This window comes from Streptomyces sp. NPDC088747, from assembly GCF_044751025.1.
GTDB lineage: Bacteria > Actinomycetota > Actinomycetes > Streptomycetales > Streptomycetaceae > Streptomyces.
In genome coordinates this window covers 40,342-59,016 of record NZ_JBIVKZ010000018.1, presented here as the reverse complement: position 1 = coordinate 59,016, position 18,675 = coordinate 40,342, and the positions used below count along the sequence as shown (strand labels likewise).

At 73.5% G+C, this 18,675-nt stretch carries 16 protein-coding genes; 6 read left to right on the top strand and 10 right to left on the bottom strand.

Annotation, left to right across the window (positions count from 1 at the left end):
* The first annotated feature begins 59 nt into the window (after nucleotides 1-59).
* The gene (locus ACIP79_RS33455; protein ID WP_401229368.1) at nucleotides 60-962 is read left to right on the top strand and encodes a metallophosphoesterase family protein; all 903 of its coding nucleotides are present in this window, start codon (nucleotides 60-62) and stop codon (nucleotides 960-962) included.
* Between the two features lie 48 nt (nucleotides 963-1,010).
* Here the strand turns inward: ACIP79_RS33455 and ACIP79_RS33450 are convergent, their stop codons facing one another.
* The 4 genes from ACIP79_RS33450 to ACIP79_RS33435 all read right to left on the bottom strand — a co-directional run bounded on the left by ACIP79_RS33450 (nucleotide 1,011) and on the right by ACIP79_RS33435 (nucleotide 5,452).
* The gene (locus ACIP79_RS33450) at nucleotides 1,011-1,598 is read right to left on the bottom strand and encodes a hypothetical protein (RefSeq protein WP_401229365.1); all 588 of its coding nucleotides are present in this window, start codon (nucleotides 1,596-1,598) and stop codon (nucleotides 1,011-1,013) included.
* Nucleotides 1,595-3,157, bottom strand: a complete 1,563-nt coding sequence (locus ACIP79_RS33445; protein ID WP_401229363.1) for a PTS transporter subunit EIIC — start codon at nucleotides 3,155-3,157, stop codon at nucleotides 1,595-1,597. The genes ACIP79_RS33450 and ACIP79_RS33445 overlap by 4 nt, the downstream gene beginning before the upstream one ends.
* A 16-nt stretch (nucleotides 3,158-3,173) precedes the next feature.
* Entirely contained in the window at nucleotides 3,174-4,109 is a 936-nt protein-coding gene (murQ, locus tag ACIP79_RS33440) for an N-acetylmuramic acid 6-phosphate etherase (protein WP_387188179.1), read from the bottom strand.
* A gap of 419 nt (nucleotides 4,110-4,528) precedes the next feature.
* Nucleotides 4,529-5,452: a MurR/RpiR family transcriptional regulator gene (locus ACIP79_RS33435; RefSeq protein ID WP_383682394.1), complete on the bottom strand. Its 924-nt coding sequence runs from the start codon at nucleotides 5,450-5,452 to the stop codon at nucleotides 4,529-4,531.
* A gap of 55 nt (nucleotides 5,453-5,507) precedes the next feature.
* Here ACIP79_RS33435 and ACIP79_RS33430 point away from each other — a divergent pair, with 55 nt between their 5' ends.
* Together ACIP79_RS33430 and ACIP79_RS33425 are read left to right on the top strand one after the other, a co-directional pair.
* Nucleotides 5,508-5,927 (top strand): hypothetical protein, encoded by a 420-nt coding sequence (locus tag ACIP79_RS33430; protein ID WP_383682396.1) that lies wholly within the window; start codon nucleotides 5,508-5,510, stop codon nucleotides 5,925-5,927.
* A complete protein-coding gene (locus ACIP79_RS33425) occupies nucleotides 5,924-6,202 on the top strand; it encodes a DUF4031 domain-containing protein (RefSeq protein ID WP_401229360.1) in 279 nt (92 codons plus the stop codon). The genes ACIP79_RS33430 and ACIP79_RS33425 overlap by 4 nt, the downstream gene beginning before the upstream one ends.
* An 11-nt stretch (nucleotides 6,203-6,213) precedes the next feature.
* On the opposite strand, the gene ACIP79_RS33420 is transcribed toward ACIP79_RS33425, so the two are convergent.
* The 3 genes from ACIP79_RS33420 to ACIP79_RS33410 all read right to left on the bottom strand — a co-directional run bounded on the left by ACIP79_RS33420 (nucleotide 6,214) and on the right by ACIP79_RS33410 (nucleotide 9,352).
* Nucleotides 6,214-7,290 carry a GNAT family N-acetyltransferase gene (locus ACIP79_RS33420; protein WP_401229357.1) on the bottom strand — a complete coding sequence of 359 codons (1,077 nt, stop codon included), beginning with the start codon at nucleotides 7,288-7,290 and terminating at the stop codon, nucleotides 6,214-6,216.
* Between the two features lie 20 nt (nucleotides 7,291-7,310).
* Entirely contained in the window at nucleotides 7,311-8,528 is a 1,218-nt protein-coding gene (locus tag ACIP79_RS33415) for a Cmx/CmrA family chloramphenicol efflux MFS transporter (RefSeq protein ID WP_401229354.1), read from the bottom strand.
* 167 nt (nucleotides 8,529-8,695) lie between these two features.
* Entirely contained in the window at nucleotides 8,696-9,352 is a 657-nt protein-coding gene (locus tag ACIP79_RS33410) for a hypothetical protein (RefSeq protein ID WP_387188174.1), read from the bottom strand.
* Nucleotides 9,353-9,575: 223 nt separating this feature from the next.
* On the opposite strand from ACIP79_RS33410, the gene ACIP79_RS33405 reads away from it, so the two are divergent.
* Nucleotides 9,576-10,271 (top strand): copper homeostasis protein CutC, encoded by a 696-nt coding sequence (locus ACIP79_RS33405; protein ID WP_401229351.1) that lies wholly within the window; start codon nucleotides 9,576-9,578, stop codon nucleotides 10,269-10,271.
* Between the two features lie 9 nt (nucleotides 10,272-10,280).
* On the opposite strand, the gene ACIP79_RS33400 is transcribed toward ACIP79_RS33405, so the two are convergent.
* Nucleotides 10,281-12,347, bottom strand: coding sequence for a HelD family protein (locus ACIP79_RS33400; RefSeq protein WP_401229348.1), 2,067 nt, complete (start codon nucleotides 12,345-12,347; stop codon nucleotides 10,281-10,283).
* A gap of 287 nt (nucleotides 12,348-12,634) precedes the next feature.
* Here ACIP79_RS33400 and ACIP79_RS33395 point away from each other — a divergent pair, with 287 nt between their 5' ends.
* Together ACIP79_RS33395 and ACIP79_RS33390 are read left to right on the top strand one after the other, a co-directional pair.
* On the top strand, nucleotides 12,635-12,817 hold the full coding sequence (locus ACIP79_RS33395) for a hypothetical protein (RefSeq protein ID WP_383682407.1): 183 nt from the start codon (nucleotides 12,635-12,637) through the stop codon (nucleotides 12,815-12,817).
* A 386-nt stretch (nucleotides 12,818-13,203) separates the two neighbouring features.
* On the top strand, nucleotides 13,204-14,262 hold the full coding sequence (locus tag ACIP79_RS33390; protein WP_401229704.1) for a glycosyltransferase 87 family protein: 1,059 nt from the start codon (nucleotides 13,204-13,206) through the stop codon (nucleotides 14,260-14,262).
* Here ACIP79_RS33390 and ACIP79_RS33385 read toward each other — a convergent pair.
* Nucleotides 14,211-15,863, bottom strand: a complete 1,653-nt coding sequence (locus tag ACIP79_RS33385; protein ID WP_383682409.1) for a DNA repair helicase XPB — start codon at nucleotides 15,861-15,863, stop codon at nucleotides 14,211-14,213. The two genes, ACIP79_RS33390 and ACIP79_RS33385, sit on opposite strands and share 52 nt — an antisense overlap.
* A gap of 126 nt (nucleotides 15,864-15,989) precedes the next feature.
* Nucleotides 15,990-18,560, bottom strand: coding sequence for a helicase-associated domain-containing protein (locus ACIP79_RS33380; RefSeq protein WP_401229345.1), 2,571 nt, complete (start codon nucleotides 18,558-18,560; stop codon nucleotides 15,990-15,992).
* Nucleotides 18,561-18,675 lie beyond the last annotated feature (115 nt).

The following is an 18,675-nucleotide window of genomic DNA, read 5'->3' as shown; positions in this document are numbered from 1 at the left end:
GAGGGCAGGGGCGAGGGCGTGCTCTGGTTGCCCGGACCGGTGGCCGCTAGCTTCGGAGCATGCGGATACTGCATCTGTCGGACACCCACATAGAACGTACGGACGCTCCCAACGCGGCCGGCGTCAACGCGAGCGAGTCGTTGCGGCTGCTGCTCACCGATCTGCGGCACCAGCGGGGCGTCGACGCGATCGTCGTCAGCGGTGACGTGGCCAACGACGGTGCCCCGGAGGCGTACACGGCCGTCCGCGAGACGTTGAGCGAGTTCGCGCTCCGGGAACTCGGCGGGAACATCCCGGTCTTCTACAGCACCGGCAACCACGACGAGCGCCAGGCCTTCGGCAAGGTGCTGGGCAGCGGCCACCTGGACGCGGACGGCACGGACCGCGCCGAGGCGGTGATGGACTCCGCCGACTCCGAGCGGGCGGCGGTGAGCACCGTCGACGGTTACCGCTTCGTCACCCTCGACTCGCTGGTGCCTGGCATGGTGCACGGGCACCTCGGCGGCGCGCAGCTCGACTGGCTCCGTGAGGTCCTGCGGACACCGGCGCCACGGGGCACGGTCCTGGTCTTCCACCACCCGCCGATCACCCTGGACGTCCCCACCCAACGGGCCTTCGGCCTGCGCAACCCGGCCGAGCTGGCCGACGCGATCCGCGGCGCGGACGTCCTGGCCGTCCTCACCGGCCACTTCCATCTGCAGATCTTCGGCTTCCTGGAGGCCACGCCGGTGTGGGTGACACCGGGCGTCGTCAACCGCATCGACCTGACCACGCGCCCCGGCACGGAACGGGCGGTCCGTGGCGCGTCGGCGTCGCTGGTGGAGCTGGGCGGGCCGTCCGGCCCGATGTTCCACACCTTCCACGCACGCGATCCGCGGGCCCACGAGACGGTGTACGAGCTGGACGAGGAGCAGACGCGGTCGCTGATCGCGCGGATGGGGCCCGGAGCGGACCGGGCATAGGCGGGCGGCCCGTCAGTGGGGCTCCGTCCATGAACTCCGGCCGCTGGGCTACAGGTTTCCCATCGGTTCGATGTCGATCTTCACGGGGGTGCCCCAGATGCGCAGCACCTCGTAGTCCGTGAACTCGTGGATCAGGCGGTACGCCATGCCCGGTCGCGGGGTCTTGCGCTCGGCGGCGAGATAGCGCTCCGCCTCGATCCGGTCCCGGCGTGGGGTGCCGCAGAGCTGCCACGCCTGGCCGTTCCAGACCTCCGGGAGCCAGCGCTGCTGGGGCTGGGGACGGTCCTCGCGCACGCCGTAGCGCGACTTGGTGCGCTCGGGGGCCTCCTCCGGGCCGGGGGGACGGCCGTGCGAGTAGGAGTCGTTCACCCGGGAGCGGCGGGCGGCGCGGCGGCGGGTCTCGCAGAGCAGGCACAGGTCGTCGGCGGCCTTGTCGACCGGGCCGTTCGGATGCTCGGCGCAGCGGGTGGTGGGCGCGGCGGTGGTGACCGTCTCGTCCAGCAGGTCCAGCGCCCGCTTCAGGTCGGCCTTCACCTCGTGCAGCTTCGTGTCGGGCGTGTCGGAGTTCAGCGCGTCGCCGTGCTCGCCCAGCACGCGCAGGGCGCGGCCGAGAGCGGTGAGCTGTGCGTGGTTCACGGTGTTCCGGTCCCTCCCCGGGCGACTTCCTGACCCTTCGAAGAATCGCACACGCCACCGACAGTCGGCCCAAGGCCGAAGAAGTACGTCGCCGCGAAGCCCGCCGCGTAGCCCGTCAGCAGGCCGCCCGCGTAGATCGCGGCCGTCGTCGCCAGCCCTCCGCCCCCCGCCAGCAGCGGGAACAGCGCCCACCCCGAGGGCCCGATCGCCGTCGACCCCACCTGGTCGCCGAGCATCGCGAAGAAGCCGACGAACGCGCCGCCCGCCGCGCCGCCCGCGCAGGCGGTCAGGAAGGGGCGGCCCAGGGGCAGCGAGACCCCGTAGATCAGGGGTTCGCCGACGCCCAGCAGCCCCGCCGGGAGCGCCGACCTGATCGTCGTACGCATGGACTGGTCGTGGCGGAGCCGGACGTAGACCGCCAGGGCGGCGCCCACCTGGCCCGCGCCCGCCATCGCGAGGATGGGGAGCAGGACCGTGTGGCCCTGCTGTTCGATGAGTGTGGTGTGGATGGGGATCAGGGCCTGGTGCAGGCCGAGCATGACGAGGGGGAGGAAGAGGCCGCCCAGGATCAGGCCCGCGAAGGCACCGGTGGTGGTCAGCAGCCAGTTCGCGCCGGTGCCGATGGCCTCGGACAGTTCACCGGCCGCGTACATCAGGGCGTAGAGGGTCACCAGGCCGGTGAGCAGCACCGTGAGGGTGGGGGTGACCAGGACGTCCAGGGCCTCGGGGACCCAGCGGCGGCACCACTTCTCCACGTAGGTGCCCAGCAGCGCGGCGGCCAGTGCGCCGAGCACTCCGCCCTGGCCCGGCGCCAGCGTCGTCCCGAGGACCGTCACCTTCGCGACCCCCGCGTACACGATGACCGCCGCCACCGCGCCGCCCAGGATCGGGGTTCCGCCGAACTCCTTCGCCGTGTTGTAGCCGACGAACACGGCGATCAGCGCCATGAAGCCGGAGGCGATGGCGGCGAGGGCCGGCGTGAGCGACGGGAACCGGCCGAGGTTGATCAGCAGGCCGTTGAGGCCCGCGATGATCCCGCAGCCGATCAGGGCGGGGATCAGCGGGACGAAGATGTTCGCCACGCGGCGCAGGAGGAGCTTGCCGGGGGTCGCGTTGCGCCGGCGCCGCGCCTCCCTCAGCTCCGATCCGCGCGCGGCGAGTTCGGCGGCTGCGGTGGCCGGGCCGCCGCCCCGCTCACCCGTCGGCATGCCCGGCCCGTACGCCGACTCCGGCACCGACCCTGATGTCGGCGTAGGTGTCGGTGTCGGCGTCCGCGTCGGTGTCTCCGCCGCCCGGACCAGCGCCTCGAACTCCGGTGTGACGCGGGCGACGCGGCCCGGACCGAGGACGACCTGGTAGGTGTCCTCGTCCGCCACCACGCCCAGGACGGCGGGGAGGGCTCTGAGGGGTTCCTCCTGGACCAGGGTCCGGTCCCGCAGGCCCACGCGGAGGCGGGTCATGCAGTGGGCCACGGAGGTGATGTTCGCGGGGCCGCCGAGGAGGGGGAGCAGGGCTGCCGCGGTGGCGGCGGGCGAGGTGGGGTCCTTCGGTGTGCGCACCACCCGAGGGTGCTGGTCAGCGGGGCGCCGCCGCGAGCGCCGCGCGCAAGTGGCCGTCGCTCTCCTCCAGAAGGCGGGCGGCGGTCGGCCCGTCGACGCCGCCGAGGATGGTGAGGATCGCGTTCTTCACCTCGCCGTCCGTCGCGGCGAGGGCCCGCTCGATCTCCTCGTCGCCCGCGCCCGTCGCGAGCGACACGATGCGCCGGGAACGGGCCCGGAGCTTCTCGTTCGAGGCACGTACGTCGACCATCAGGTTCCCGTATGTCTTGCCGAGCCGGATCATCGTGATCGTCGAGAGCATGTTCAGGACCAGCTTCTGTGCCGTGCCCGCCTTCAGCCGGGTCGAGCCGGTCAGCAGTTCGGGTCCGACGACCACCTCGATGCCGTGGTCGGCGGCGGCCGCCAGCGCGCTGTCCGCGTTGCAGGACAGGCCGATCGTCAACGCGCCCCGCGCACGGGCGTGTTCGACGGCGCCGATGGCGTAGGGGGTGCGGCCCGAGGCGGACACCCCGACCACCGTGTCGTCGGGGGTCAGGCCGAGATCCGCGAGGTCCCGCGCCGCCAGCTCCTTGGAGTCCTCGGCGCCCTCCACCGACGTGACCATCGCGCCAGGGCCGCCCGCGATCAGGCCCACCACCTCGGAGGGGTCGGTGTTGAACGTGGGCGGGCACTCGGACGCGTCCAGGACACCGAGCCTGCCCGCGGTGCCCGCGCCCGCGTAGACCAGCCGGCCACCCCGGGACATCCGCTCCGCGACGGCGTCGATCGCGGCGGCGATGAGGGGGAGCCGCTCGGCGACCGCGGCCGGGACGGTCGCGTCCTCGCCGTTCATGATCTTCGCGATCTCCAGCGTCGGGAGCCGGTCGATCTCGGACAGCTCGGGCCGGAACGCCTCGGTGGTGAGGGTCTCCAACTCGGCCAGCAGGTTGCGGTAGTCGGCGTTAGAGGTCATGAGGAACGGCTCTTTCCGGTGCGGGGCGGTGAGACGCGCCCACAGGGGGGCGCGGGGTGGTGAGACCCGCCCACAGGGGGCGCGGGGTGGTGACAGGTGCGGCTCCGCCGCGTGGGCGCGACCGTCCACGAACGGGCCGCGGTGGTTCCGTCGGCATCCGGGCTCTCGGTCCTCCGCGCGGTTCTGGCGGCATCCGGGCTTCCCGGTCCTGCGCGGTGGTTCCGTCGGCATCCGGGCTTCCCGGCCTTCCGCGGTGGTCCGTCGGCATCCAGGCTTGACGGTCCTCCGCGGTGGTCCGTCGGCATCCAAGCTTCCCGGTCCTCCGTGGTGGTTCCGACGGCATCCGGGCTTCCCCGGCTTCCGTGGTGGTTCCGTCGGCATCCGGCATCCGGCATCCGGCATCCGGCTTCCGCCGCGCGTCAGCGCGTACGGCCCCGGGGGCTGTGCCGGTGCGCCAGCGCTTCGTACGAGGCGGACAGCGCGGGGGCCGCCGTCTCGTACGTGCGCTGGGCGACGCCCACGAACAGGCAGTCCACGACCAGCAGCTGGCTCGTGCGCGAGGACATCGCCGCGGGCCGCAGCTCGCTCTCGCGGGCCGTCGAGGTGGTGAGGATGTGGTCCGCGTACTGCGTCACGGGCCCGTCGGGGCGTCCGGTGACCGCTATCGTCGTCGCGCCGTGCTCGAAGGCGACCCGCAGCGGTTCGATGACGTCCCCGGTCGAGCCGGAGTGGGTAATGGCTATCGCCACGTCCTTGGCACGCAGCTGCACCGCGTTGGTGACGGCGAGATGCGGATCGCTGTGCGCGTGGGCTATGAGCCCGATGCGCATGAGCTTCTGGAAGAGGTCCTGGGCGACCAGGCCGGACGCGCCGACGCCGTAGATGTCGACGCGGCGGGCGGTGGCGAGCGCGGTGACCGCCGCGCCCAGCTGGGCCATGTCGAGCCCGGCCGCGGTGTCGGCGAGGGTCTGCTGCTCGTCGTAGGCGAGCTTGGCGACCACGTCGGCGATGGGGTCGTCGACCGCGATGTCCGCGGTGACGGCGGGCGCGCGGCCCGACTGCTGCTGGGCGGCGAGCCCGGCGAGGGCCAGCCGCAGGTCGCGGTAGCCGGGGTAGCCGAGAAGGCGGGCGGTGCGGACCACCGTCGCCTCGCTGGTACCGGTGAGCTCGGCGAGGCCGGTGACCGTGAGGGCCGCGCAGCCGGCCGGGTCGGCGGCGACGGCCTCCGCGACCCGCTGCATGGAGCGGGTCATCGACGGGGCGAGCGTCCGCACCTTGGCCGCGAGGGCGGCCGGGGCGGGCGGCGCCTCACCGGCGAAAATTTCCTTCACTTCATGGGTCACTCCTGAAAGATATTTTCTGCTGGGGTACACGGTCAAGGGTGCGCACAATAGGTGCATGGACCCCATCGGCGACCCCACCGACGACCCGGGCAGCGGCCCGGTCAGCCCCCTGGAGCAGGCGCTGCACGCCGCCCGCGCCCGCGTCCTGGCCGACCTCGCCGCCCGGGAGGTCGCCGACGCCGACGTCGTCTCGCTCGTCGAGGACTCGGTGGTGCAGCGGCGCTGGTGGGTCGAGCAGTGGCCCGAGGGCGCGGAGTACGTGGCGGGGCTGGTCGCCCAGGACGTACAGGACGGCCTTCTCGAACGGTACGGGCGGTGGCCGCTGTGCCCCGTCTGCGGCTCCGGCGACCCGCACGCCCTGGAGGTCGAACCCGAGCTGGGCCCCGACCCGCACTGGGTGTGCCACCAGGCCGGCGTGAAGGTGGCCTCGGTGGGCTCGCTCGGCTCCGCGGGCGAGGGGTCCGGGCCCTCATGACCGTCTACATCGATCCGCCGATCTGGCCGGGCCACGGCCGGGTCTGGTCCCACCTGATCAGCGACGTCTCCTACGACGAACTCCACGCCTTCGCCGACGGGCTGGGCGCCCCGCGCCGGGCCTTCGAGCGCGACCACTACGACATCCCCTCGCACCGGTACGAGGACGCCGTGCGCGCCGGGGCGGTGCAGGTCAGCAGCCGCGAGGTGGTACGGCTGCTGCACGGGGCGGGGCTGCGCAGGCCCAAGAGGTGGGAGCGGCAGGGCGGTTCGTAGGCGGGCGGGGTTCAGCCCCGCAGCTCGTACGCGTACTGGTCCCCGTCCTCCCCGTGCTCCTCGCTCACCCGCGTGAACCCGGCGCGCAAGACGACACCCTGGGACGGGGTGTTGACCCGGTCGACGGTCGCGAACAGCGCCTTCACGTCGTCGCGTGCGAGGGCCCGCTCGGACAGGGCGCGCAGGGCCTCGGTCGCGTAGCCCTGGCCGCGGGCGGCCGGCGCCAGGTCGTAGCCGATCTCGGCGCGGCCCTCCTCGTCCGGGTTGCCGTGGAAGCCCATGCCGCCGACCGCGCGGCCGTCCTCCGTCCTGACCAGCACGAACAGTCCCCACTCGGGGCGGTGCACCCCCGCCTCGTACGCCTTCAGGACCATGCCGGCGGCGTCGCGCGTGCCCTCGAAGGGGCCGCCCTCGATCCACTCGAACCCGCCGGTGCCGCCCGCGCGCAGCTCGGCGGCGGCGGCCGGGGTGACCCCTTGCAGGGTGAGCCGCCCGGCACCGATGACCAGGTTGTTGCTCCAGGTCCACCCGGTCACCGGGGCGCGGCCGGGCAGTTCGCCGCGCCCGGTGGCCCAGAGCAGCGTGCGCCACGGATAGAGGCCGGGCCTGACGTGCGGGAAGATGCGGGTGAGGACGCCCTCGCAGAGCTCGGCCGGGGGCTCGTACGGCACGCCCAGGCCCTCGGCGATGTCGTGCGTGTGCAGCAGGACCTCGGCGACGCCCATCGCGGCGAAACCCTCGCGGTTCGCGCTGCGGAAGGGGGACGGGTGGAAGGCGCGCACCTCGCGGGGTGCCGTACGGATCGCGGCGGTGAGCAGGGCGCCGGTCGTCTCCAGCACGTCCACGACACCCGCGTTGTCCGTGCCGTCGGGGACGACGATCTCGAAGGGGACATATCCGGTGGCACGCGCGGCCAGCCGGCCCGCGTACATGATGAGATCAAGACAGATGTGCTCGGCCGTCCGGCGGCAACTCCAGTCCAGCCGGCCCGCGTTGACGCCCTCCCAGTCCCGCTCTCGCACCGACCGCAGCAGCGCCGCGCTGCCCGCCACGGCTTGCGCCACCTGATCCCCGCCCATGTCTCCCATGCGGGTGAGGATAGGCGCGATCACACGTCGGTACGTACCGGATTGTTCGGGGCGGCGCCCGTCTTCGTCATGGCCACCACACGCGATGCCCGGGTACGCCGGTGCAGTCGCAGCGAGACCCCGGCGACCCCCAGTCCGGCCACCGTCAGGGCCGCGCCGGCCCAGGCCGGGGAGGCGTATCCGAGCCCCGCGTCGATGACCGCGCCGCCGATCCAGGGGCCGCCGGTGTTGCCCAGGTTGAACGCGGCCGTGGTGGTGGCGCCGGCCAGGGTGGGGGCGGTGGCGGCCACGTCGAACATGCGGGCGTTGAGGGCGGGGGCCGTGTAGAAGGCGGAGATGCCGAGGAGGAGCGAGAGCACGATCGCGGCGACCGCGTACCGGCCCAGCAGGGCCAGCGTGAGCAGGATCACCGTCGAGGCCGCGGTGCCGGTGAGCAGTACGCCGAAGAGGTGCGCGTCGGCGACACGGCCGCCGATCGTCGTGCCGATCAGCGCGCCGACCCCGAACAGCGCCAGCACCGTCGGGACCCAGCCGTCGTCCAGGCCCGCCACGTCCGTGAGCAGCGGGGCGAGATAGCTGAACGCGCAGAAGACGCCGCCCGCGGCCAGCGCGATCATGGTGATGGAGAGCCAGACCTGTCGGTCGCGGTAGATCCGCACCTCCCTGCCGAGCCGCGGTTTCTCCTCGGGACGGGGGAGGGCCGGGATCAGCGTGAGGACCCCGACGAGGGCGATCGCGGAGGCGGCGGCCACCGCCCAGAACGCGGCGCGCCAGCCGAGTCCCGCACCGAGGAAGGCGCCCGCGGGCACGCCCAGCACGTTCGCGATCGACAGTCCGCCGATCATCACGGCCAGCGCACGGGCCCGCGCGTTCACCGGCACCATCGCGATCGCCACCGCCGCGCCCACCGCCCAGAACCCGGCACAGGCCAGCGCGCTGACCACCCGGGACGCGAACAGCACGGCGTACGTCGGGGCGAGCGCGCCCGCGACCTGGCCCAGCCCGAACACCGCGATCAGCGCGACGAGGGTGGTACGGCGGGGAAGCCTGAGCGTCGCCACCGCGAGCAGCGGCGCGCCCACGACCATGCCGATCGCGAACGCCGATATCAGCAGGCCCGCCCGCGGGATGGTGACGCCCATGTCCTCGGCGATGGGCGGGAGGAGCCCGGAGAGCATGAATTCGGAGGTCCCGAGGGCGAAGACCGAGAGCCCCAGGACGTAGACGGCCAGGGGCATGCGGGGGCGATCGGCGCGGGTGGGCATATCGGGGTTCAACGGGGGCGGGGTGGTGGCGCATTCCTCCGGGGGGCCGCCTGTCGTCGTGTCGCCGCATGCGCCGAGGCGGTCGCTCACCGGGGGTCGCCCGCTGACTGAGGAGCGCTCGCTGACCGAGGGGCGCTCGCTCACCGCGGGTCGCCGTCGAGCCGTGCGAGCTCCGCCCGCAGGTTCTGCCGGGCGGGCCGCTCCCACTCCCGTTCGCCGTGCGGCGTCCTGAACAGCCTCGGCAGTTCCAGGAGCTGGCGCAGGATCGCGGCCCTGCCGGTGCGGAAGGCCTCGGCGGGGACGAAGGCGTACTCCTCGCGGACGGCTGTCGTGTAGAGCGCGTACGCCGGTGCGGGGGACGCCAGGACGGCCAGGTCGGCGTCGCAGAGGACCTGGCCGTTGCGGTCGTCGTCGGCCGGGGCGTGGCTGACCGTGAGGCGGACCAAGCGGGCCACCTCGGCGGTGCCGGACGCGGACACGCCGGCTTCGGGGAGGGCGCGTTCGGCGAGGTGGGCGGAGCGTTCCTCGTTCTCGGAGCGGTCGGGGAGGTAGACGGCGTCGTGGAACCAGGCGGCCAGGCGTACCAGGTCGGGGGCGTCCGCGTACTTCTCCAGTACGTCGATGTGGTCGAGGACCGCCGTGAGGTGGGTGAGGGTGTGGTAGCGGCGCTGGGGCTCCTGCCAGCGGGTGAGGAGGTTGTCCGCGTACGGGGCCGGGGCGGGGGTCCGGCCGCCGGGGGAGCGGGACCCTTCCAGGGCACGGGTCCAGCGGGTGCGGAGGGCGTCGAGGTCGGGCATGGGGTCATTGTGCGGGCCGGGGTGCGCCGGTGTACGCGGCCGGGGCGGGGTTTGTTCGCCCCCTCCGCCCCTTCCCGTCCCTTTTCCGGGGCTGCCGCCCCGGGCTCCGTTTTCGGCCTGAAGGGTTGCGGCCTGAAGGGTCTCGTCCTCGAACGCCGGACGGGCGGTGAGCGCGTACGCTTTGATTGGACTAGACCTGTCGCCGTCCTAGGGAAGAGGTCCGATGAGCAAGCGCAAGCGTGCGGTCCTGGAGGTGATCGCCCTCGGTGTGGAGGACGCGGTCGCCGCTGAGGCGGGAGGCGCGGACCGTCTGGAGCTGGTCACCGACATGGCCGCGGACGGGCTCACCCCGGCCGTCGAGACCTTCGCCGGGATCCGGGCCGCCGTCGACGTCTCGCTGCGCGTGATGCTCAGGCTCACGGACGGGTTCACGGCGGGGAACACCGACGCGCTCGTACGGGCCGCGGGGGAGCTGCGTACCGCCGGGGCCGACGAGTTCGTGCTCGGCTTCCTCGACGAGCACGGCGGCCTCGACCTCGACGCCGTGGAGCGGATCGTCGCCGAGCTGGACGGCTGCCGGTGGACCTTCCACCGCGCGATCGACCGCGCCGCCGACCGCGACGCCCTGCGCAAGCAGCTCGCCGAACTGCCGGGCCTCGACGCCTACCTCACCGCCGGTTCCCCGGCCGGCGTCGACGACGGCATGCCCGTCCTCCTCACCGAGGCCGCGCGCCGCGGCGAACCCGGCTACGAGCCGGAGGTCATGGTCGGCGGCGGCCTCCGCCTCGACCACGTGCCACCGCTGCGCGCCGCCGGCATCGACGCCTTCCACATCGGCGGCGCCGCCCGCCCCGACGGCTGGTCCGGCCCCGTCTCGGCGGACTCGGTACGTCAGTGGCGGACGACCCTGGACGCGTAGCGCCGCCCCTCAGGCCGACGCGGCGAGTTGGGCCGGCAGCGGGGCCGTGTGAGTCACGATCAGGCCTGAGACGGCTCGGGTGAGGGAGACGTAGAGGCGGCGTAGGCCGGTGCGTTCGTCGGGTTCGGCGTCCACGACCGCCCGGGGTTCGTCCAGGACCACGTAGTCGTACTCGAGTCCCTTGGCGAGCGAGGCCGGTACGAGGGTGAGGCGGGTGTCGGGGGTCGTCTCCTCGCCGGGGCCGAGGGTGGTGATGCCGGCCGCCGCGAGGGCCTCGGCGAGGACGGGGATCCGGGCGTCGGCCGCGATCAGCCCGATCGAGCCCTCGTTGCGCAGCAACTCCTCGCAGGCCGCGACGACTTCGGAGTCGGCGGACGTCGTACGCACCTCGAAGAAGCCCGGGTTCTCCCGTACCGACGCCACCGGCGTCAGGCCGGGCGCGATGTGCGGCAGCAGCCGGGACGCGTAGGTGATGACGTCGGTGGGGACGCGGAAACCCGCCGTCAGTTCCTCCACGACCGCGTCCGCCTTGCCGAGATGGCCGAGCGCCTCGGCCCAACTCCGCGTCGCCCACGGCGTCGTGCCCTGCGCGAGGTCACCGAGCACGGTCGCCGAGCCGGTGGTGCAGCGCCGCCCCACCGCCCGGTACTGCATCGGCGACAGGTCCTGCGCCTCGTCCAGGACGACATGGCCGAGCGAGTGCGTCCGCTGCACGAGATCGGTCGCCTCGTCGATCAGCACGGCGTCCGCCGGAGCCCACCTGGCCGCCTTCACCGACCGCGCCGGCTTCTGCCAGAGGATCTCCTTCTGCTCCTCCTCGTCGAGGAGTCCCGCCGCGTGCACGGCGAGGAAGTCCGCGTCGCAGAGCAGGCGCAGGACGAGTCTGGCGGGCTCGACGGGCGGCCAGATCGCCTTGACGGCCGCCTTCACCGCGGGGTTTCGGGCGACCGCGTCCTGCACCCGGTCGTCCGGCGCCTCACCCGCGCGCTCCATCTGGACCAGCACGGCGTGCGCGATCCGCTGCGGAAGGGCGTCGCGCGCGGCACCGTACCGGATGTCGCGGTCGAGCAACTCACGGACGATCGCCTCCAGTTCGTGCGCCGGTACCCGCCAGCGCCGGGAGCCGCGCACGACCATGACCGGTTCGGTGGGGAGGGTCACGTGCGAGCGGACCGCCCTGCGCAGCACCTCGGCCATCCGGGCGTCGCCCTTGACGACCGCGGCGGCGGCGCCGTCCGTGCCGCGCACCTCCACATGGGCGACCAGGTCGTCGACCGTCGCCTGCCTGACCTCCAACTCGCCCAGCGCGGGCAGCACCTGCTCGATGTAGTGCAGGAAGGAGCTGTTCGGTCCGATGACCAGGGTGCCGGTGCGGGCGAGCCGCTCGCGATGGGCGTACAGCAGATACGCGACCCGGTGCAGGCCGACGGCGGTCTTCCCGGTGCCGGGGCCGCCCTGCACGCAGACGGAGCCGGCCAGCCCCGACCGTACGATCTCGTCCTGCTCCGGCTGGATCGTCGCCACGATGTCGCGCATCGGGCCCACGCGCGGACGCTCGATCTCCTGCTGGAGCAGCTTGCTGGTGGCCGCGGCCTCGGACGGGTCGGAGAGGTGCTCGTCCTCGTACGCCGTGAGGTCGCCGCCCGTGTAACCGAACCGGCGGCGCAGCCCGACATCCAGCGGGTTCTTCTTGGAGGCCCGGTAGAACGGCTGCGACACGGGAGCGCGCCAGTCGATGACCATCGGGTCGCCGTCGGCGTCGTGGACATGCCGCCGCCCGATGTAGAAGCGCTCGCCCTCCGCGCCCTCGGCCTTGTCGGCGCCGGGCGCGTGCAGGTAGTCGAGCCGCCCGAAGAACAGCGGGGTGTGGCTGAGGTCGGCGAGGGCCTTGATGCGTTCGTCGATCTGGTGCTGGAGGACGGCCGCGTTCACCCAGTTCGCGGTGACGTCCTTGATGTCGAGGTTCTCCACGTCCTCGCGCATCGCGCGCAGGGCGGCGCGGGAGTCGCCGAGGTGGGTCCGTTCGCGGGTGAGGGGGTCCTGGGGGTCGGTGCGGGCGTCGGACGGGGTGGACACGGGGGTTGCCTCCGGGGGCCTGCTGCCTGAGTGAATCCGAAAGCCGCCCGGTTTCCGTCCGGGTGGCGGCACTCCACGACGGGAGGCGGGCAAGAGCGGAGATTGTAGGCGAGCGGGCGATTCCGGGGCCAACCGTTTTAGCGGCCTCAGGGGCGCGCCCCTGACGTCCCTAGGGGTCGGGTCCGTCGCGAGGTGTAGGCGGGGCACCCCCCTGGTGGATGAGGGACGAGTCGAGGTTCGGTCCGCAGGGCGACGCCATTCGGGGCGGTGCGACGGACCATGGATACATGAGCGCAGCAACCTTCACCCCAGGTCCTTCCGCCAAGACAGGTGCGACCGCCGTCTCGGGCGTCCACCGTCGTCACCCCGTGGGCGACGCCCTGCGCGCCGTCAAGGTGTTCGCGGGCGCGGCACTCAGCGTGGTGCTCCTCGGTGAGTACGGAGAGGAGGCGGGCGTGCGGCGCCGGTGAGCCGCGCGTCGCACATCGGCCGCCGGTGAGGCGCGGAGCCGTGAATCCCGCGCCGGATAGCCGTACATCCTGCGTCGGTGACCCGTGAATCCCGCGCCGGATAGCCGTACACCCTGCGCCGGTGACCCGTGAATCCCGCGCCGAAGAGCCGTACACCCCGCGCCGGTGACCCGTACACCCCGCGCTGGTGACCCATCACACCGCGCCGGTGAGCCGCACGCCGAGCTCAACCGCCCGCCCACTAGGGTCACTCCGTGCTTCAACGGAACGTGACCTGCTGCTCACCCAGTGAAGTCGCCCCCGACCGGACGACGATCGCGGGTCCGGTCCTCCTCGTCCTCTCCCTCACCGCCTTCGCCGCGCTGTGTGTCCTCACCCGCGCGCCCATGGCCGACGTGCTGGTCTACCGGGCGGAAGGCGCTGCCGTCGCCGCAGGAACGGACCTCTACGGGTTCACCGTCACCCGCTGGCGGCTGCCCGCGACGTACCCGCCCTTCGCGGCGCTCCTCTTCGTGCCGACGACCTGGCTCCCGCTCGGCGCCCTCAAACTCGCCTTCGCCGCGGCGAACGTGGTCCTGCTGGCCGCGCTGGTCCGCCTCTCCTGCCGCCTCGCCGATCTGCCCGTACGTCTGTCCGCGGGCTGCGCCGCCACCGCCCTCGCCCTCTGGCTCGAACCCGTCTTCCAGACCGTGCTGTTCGGCCAGATCAACCTCGCCCTCGCGGTGCTGATCCTCTGGGACCTCACCCGCCCGGCAGGCGCCCGCGGCAAGGGCATCGCCCTCGGAATCGCGGCCGGGGTGAAACTCACACCGGCCCTCTTCATCGCGTACCTGCTGCTCAGGGGCCGCCGCCGGGAAGCGGCCACCGCCGCGTCCACCTTCGCGGGGACCGTGCTGCTCGGCGCGCTCGTCCTGCCCGCCGCGAGCGCCGACTTCTGGACCCGGCGGCTGTACGAGACCGGCCGCGTCGGCAAGGCGTGGATCGTCGACAACCAGTCGCTCCAGGGGGCGGTCGCCCGCGCCCTGGGGGAGCAGTCGCCCGGCCCGGCCTGGGCGCTGCCCGCGGCCGCCGTCGCCGTCGGCGGCCTCTGGCTCGCCCGCCGCGCCCGGCGGGAGCGCTGGGGCGTGCTGATCACCGCCACCACGGCGCTTCTCATCTGCCCGATCAGCTGGTCGCACCACTGGGTATGGTGCGTCCCGCTGATCGCCGTGCTGTACGCCGAGCGCCGACTCCGTACGGCCGCGGTGGTGACGGCGGTCTTCACCGCCCGCACCCTCTGGCTGGTCCCGCACGCGGGCGACCTGGACCTGCGACTCCCGTGGTGGCAGCAGCCGCTGGCGTCGCCCTACGCCCTGGCGGGACTCGCCCTGCTGGCCTGCCGGGCTGCCGGGTCTCAGCCGTCGGTGTCCGCCGCCAGCAACTCGTCCGCGTCCATGATCCGGTAGGCGTATCCCTGCTCCGCCAGGAACCGCTGCCGGTGGGCGGCGAAGTCCTGGTCGATGGTGTCGCGGGCGACGACGGAGTAGAAGTGCGCCTGATGGCCGTCGGCCTTGGGCCGCAGCACCCGCCCGAGCCGCTGGGCCTCCTCCTGGCGCGAACCGAAGGTCCCCGACACCTGGATGGCCACGGTCGCCTCCGGCAGGTCGATGGAGAAGTTCGCCACCTTCGACACCACCAGGACCGAGATCTCGCCCTGCCGGAAGGCGTCGAAGAGCTTCTCCCGCTGGGCGTTGCTCGTCTCGCCCTTGATGACGGGCGCGTCCAAGTGCTCGCCGAGCTCGTCGAGTTGGTCGATGTACTGGCCGATCACCAGGATCTGCTGCCCCGCGAACCGCCGTACCAGCGCCTCCGTCACCTTCCGCTTGGTCGCGGTCGTCGCACAGAAGCGGTACTTCTCCTCCGTCTCGGCGGTGGCGTACGCCAGCCGCTCGGACTCGGTGAGATTGACGCGGACCTCGACGCAGTCGGCGGGCGCGATGTACCCCTGGGCCTCGATCTCCTTCCACGGCGCGTCGAACCGCTTCGGCCCGATCAGCGAGAACACGTCCGACTCGCGGCCGTCCTCACGCACCAGCGTCGCCGTCAGACCGAGCCGCCGCCGCGCCTGGAGGTCGGCGGTGAACTTGAAGACCGGCGCGGGCAGCAGGTGCACCTCGTCGTAGAGGATGAGCCCCCAGTCGCGCGAGTCGAAGAGTTCGAGGTGGGGGTAGACGCCCTTCCGCTTCGTCGTCAGCACCTGGTAGGTGGCGATGGTGACGGGCCGGATCTCCTTGCGCGTACCGCTGTACTCGCCGATCTCCTCCTCCGTCAGCGACGTGCGCTTCACCAGCTCGTGCTTCCACTGCCGGGCCGACACGGTGTTCGTGACGAGGATCAGGGTGGTCGCCTTGGCCTCCGCCATCGCCCCGGCGCCGACCAGGGTCTTCCCCGCGCCGCAGGGCAGCACGACGACGCCGCTGCCGCCGTGCCAGAAGTTCTCCACGGCCTGCCGCTGGTAGGGCCGCAGCGCCCAGCCGCTCTCGTCCAGCTCGATCGCGTGCGCCTCGCCGTCGACGTACCCGGCGAGGTCCTCGGCCGGCCAGCCCAGTTTCAGCAGCGTCTGCTTGATCTGCCCGCGCTCGGAGGGGTGCACGGCGACCGTGTCGGCGTCGATCCGGTTGCCGACCAGCGGCGCGACCCGCTTGGAGCGCAGGATCTCCTCCAGGATCGGCCGGTCGGTGGTGGTGAGGACCAGCCCGTGCGCGGGGTGCTTGCTGAGGGTGAGCCGCCCGTAGCGGTCCATGGTCTCCGCGATGTCCACCAGCAGCGCGTGCGGCACGGGATAGCGGCTGAACTCGACGAGCGCGTCCACGACCTGCTCGGCGTCGTGCCCGGCCGCCCGCGCGTTCCACAGACCCAGCGGTGTCACCCGGTAGGTGTGGATGTGCTCGGGCGCCCGCTCCAGCTCGGCGAACGGCGCGATGGCCCGACGGCACGCGTCGGCGTTCTCGTGGTCGACTTCGAGCAGGAGTGTCTTGTCGCTCTGGACGATGAGAGGTCCGTTCACGCCCGTACCTTTCTGCGCGGCGGCACCCACGCGCGGGTGCTCGGCCAAACGTCCAGTGTGCATCACCGGCGGGCGATCATGGGCGGTCGTCGCCCAGCCTTGGCCTCGCCCACACCTGGTGGTCGCTCAGGCCTGCCCGTCGGCGAGCTCCGCGACCCCCGTCACCCGGTGCAGCGGATACGTCCGTACCTCGTCCGCCGTGTGGTCGTACGCCGTCACGAAACCGCCCTCGACGCGGATCGGGGCGATGACCCGCTGGGTGGCGGTGCCCTCGGCGTTGACGTAGCCGATCCACAGGGCCTCGCCGGTCATGACGGCGGCCTGCATGGTGGCGAGGGTCTCGGCGGAGCTGGTGCGGGGCAGGTCGCCGCCGGGGCCGTCGGCGGACGTGGGCTTGCGGGGCGCCGTGGAGGCCAGGTCACCGGCGCGGATCGCGCGGACCGCGGCGCCCAGCAGGGTGGCGTCGGGGACCGGCGGGCCCTCCGGGACGGGCGCGGGGGCGGTGCGCGGCGGAGTTCGGCGGGCGTGCGCGCGGGTGATCAGTACGTCGCCCTCCGCGGACTCGGCGGCGGGCGCGAAGCCCATCGCGCGCAGCCCCTCCAGGAGGGCCGCCGGCTCGGCCTGCGCGGCGAGCACGGTGGGCGCCAGCCGTCTCAGCCGCATGACCTGCGACCGCTTGTCGGCGAGGATCTCGTTCAGCACCGCGTCGTCGTCGCACCGCACGTACGCCGACGCCGAGCCGATCCGCAGATGGCCGTGCCTGCGCGCCACGTCGTCGATCAGATACGTCAGCGGCTGCGGCACCGGCGTCCGCGAGTGCGCGGCGAGGAACGCGTGCAGGTCCGACGCCGACCGGCCCGCGTCCAGCGCCCGCCGCACCGAACCCGGCGTGAAGCGGTAGACCGTCGCCCCGCCCTTCGACTCGACGTCCGCGAGGACGCCCAGGGTGTCCGCGAGCGGGCGCCGCAACGGGCCCGGCGCGACCGCGGTCAGGTCCGCCTGGAGGAGGACGTGGTCCAGGGGCTCCGGGAGCAGCGGCGTCAGGAGCCGGACCGCCCGCGCGGTGGCCGCGGCCCGTTCGGCGGGGGAGGTGGTGGCGGGGAGGGACTCGGGGACGGGATGGGGACGCTTGTGGACGGGCAGCTTGTCGCCGGGTCCCGCCGCGGGAGCGGTGTCGTGGGCGACCGCGGGCGGCAGACCCAGCAGCGCCCGCCCCTGCGCCGACAGCGCGCCCCGGCCCGTCACGCCGAGCGACTCCGCGTCGGACAGCGTCCAGCGGGCCAGCCGGGTGCGCAGGTCGTCCGCCGACTGCGGGTTGCGCGGCGGGCGCTCCCACCGCAGCCGCGCCAGGACGGAGTCCGGGGCGGGGGAGGCGCCTTCGGGGAGGGTGGCGAGCAGGGCGAGGACACGGTGGCGGACCTCGGGGGCCGAGGAGCGGTCGAGTCCGGGGCCGAGCGCCGACAACGTACGGTCCTTCGCGTCCCGCGCGCCCACCAGGCCCGGCGTGCGGGTCGAGGCCAGCCACGCCGAGGCGAGCACCGACCAGCGCTCGGCGGCGGGCCGCTCAAGCCACTCGTCGTAGGCGGGCGTCGCCGCGTACCGCTCCTCCGCCTCACCGTCCGACGCCAACAGGCCCGCCGCGTAGGCGAGTTCGACCCAGAACGCGGCGACCGGCTCCGACACGTCCAGCGCCACCGCCGTCCGCTTCAGGTCCCGCACGCTCAGCCCGCCCGCGCGCAGCACCGCCGGACCACCCTCGTGCCAGTCCTTCAGCAGCTCCTCGACGGTCGCCAGCGCCGTGTACGCCTGCCCCGCCGCCGTACTGTCCACAACCTGTGGACGGTGCGTCGCCGCCGCCTCGACGGGCGGCCCCACCGGCTCCGTCACCCGGTGCGCGCGGCCCGCCCGCAGATGCAGGGCCACCTCCCGGGGCAGTACGACCGTGCCGGGCGCCGTCGGAAGCAGCAGCCCCCGGTCGATCAGCCAGCGCAGATGGCGCGCCGGGTCGGCGGTCACCTGCCCGTACGGCGGCCCCCACACCAGCCGGGAGAGCACGTCCACGGAATCGGCGGGGGCGCGGTCCAGCAGCGCCGACATCTCGGCGCGGTCCGTGAACAGGGCGGTCAGCGACGCCACGGCTGACACGGAGTCGTGGGTGCTCGCCAGCCCCGCCGCGGTCACGATCTCCTGGATCCGGCCCGGCGACATCCCCGTCGTGGCCTCCGCGACCGTCGGCCCGAGACCCGTCGGGGACGGATGCTGCGGGGACGACGCGAGCAGCTCACGGGCCGTACGCACGAGCCGCAGCTTGTCGTGGGGCCCCCACACCAGAGCCTGGTCGCGGAGCGTGCCGAGGGCGTGCGGGAAGGCTCCGGTGACCGCCGGGTCGCGGTCGTCGCCCGCCATCAGGGCCAGCAACTGCTCGTACGTCGCCGGTTCGGGCGCCACCGCCAGGGCCTCCGCCGTCTGGAGGGCGAACCGGTCGAGCCGCTCCAGGGCGCGCACGACCGACGCCCGGGTGCCCGCCCGGGTGGCCAGCTGGGTGAGGTCCGTCGGGACGGGGGTGATCAGGTCCGGACGGGCGCGCAGGAGCGCGGACAGTGAGGCGTCGTCACGCGTGCGGAGGGCTTCCGCCAGCGAACGCGGAGCGTTCCCCGCGGGGGCGGGGTCCGCGCTGGGGTGCTCCTCGGTGCTCATCCGGCCAACGGTAGCGGGTTTCCCTTCCTGTGCCCCTGACCTCCCCGGGCCGGAGCCGGGACATACCTGGGCGCGGGCGATGAGGGAAACCCGGTACCGTCGTGAGCACGGAGTA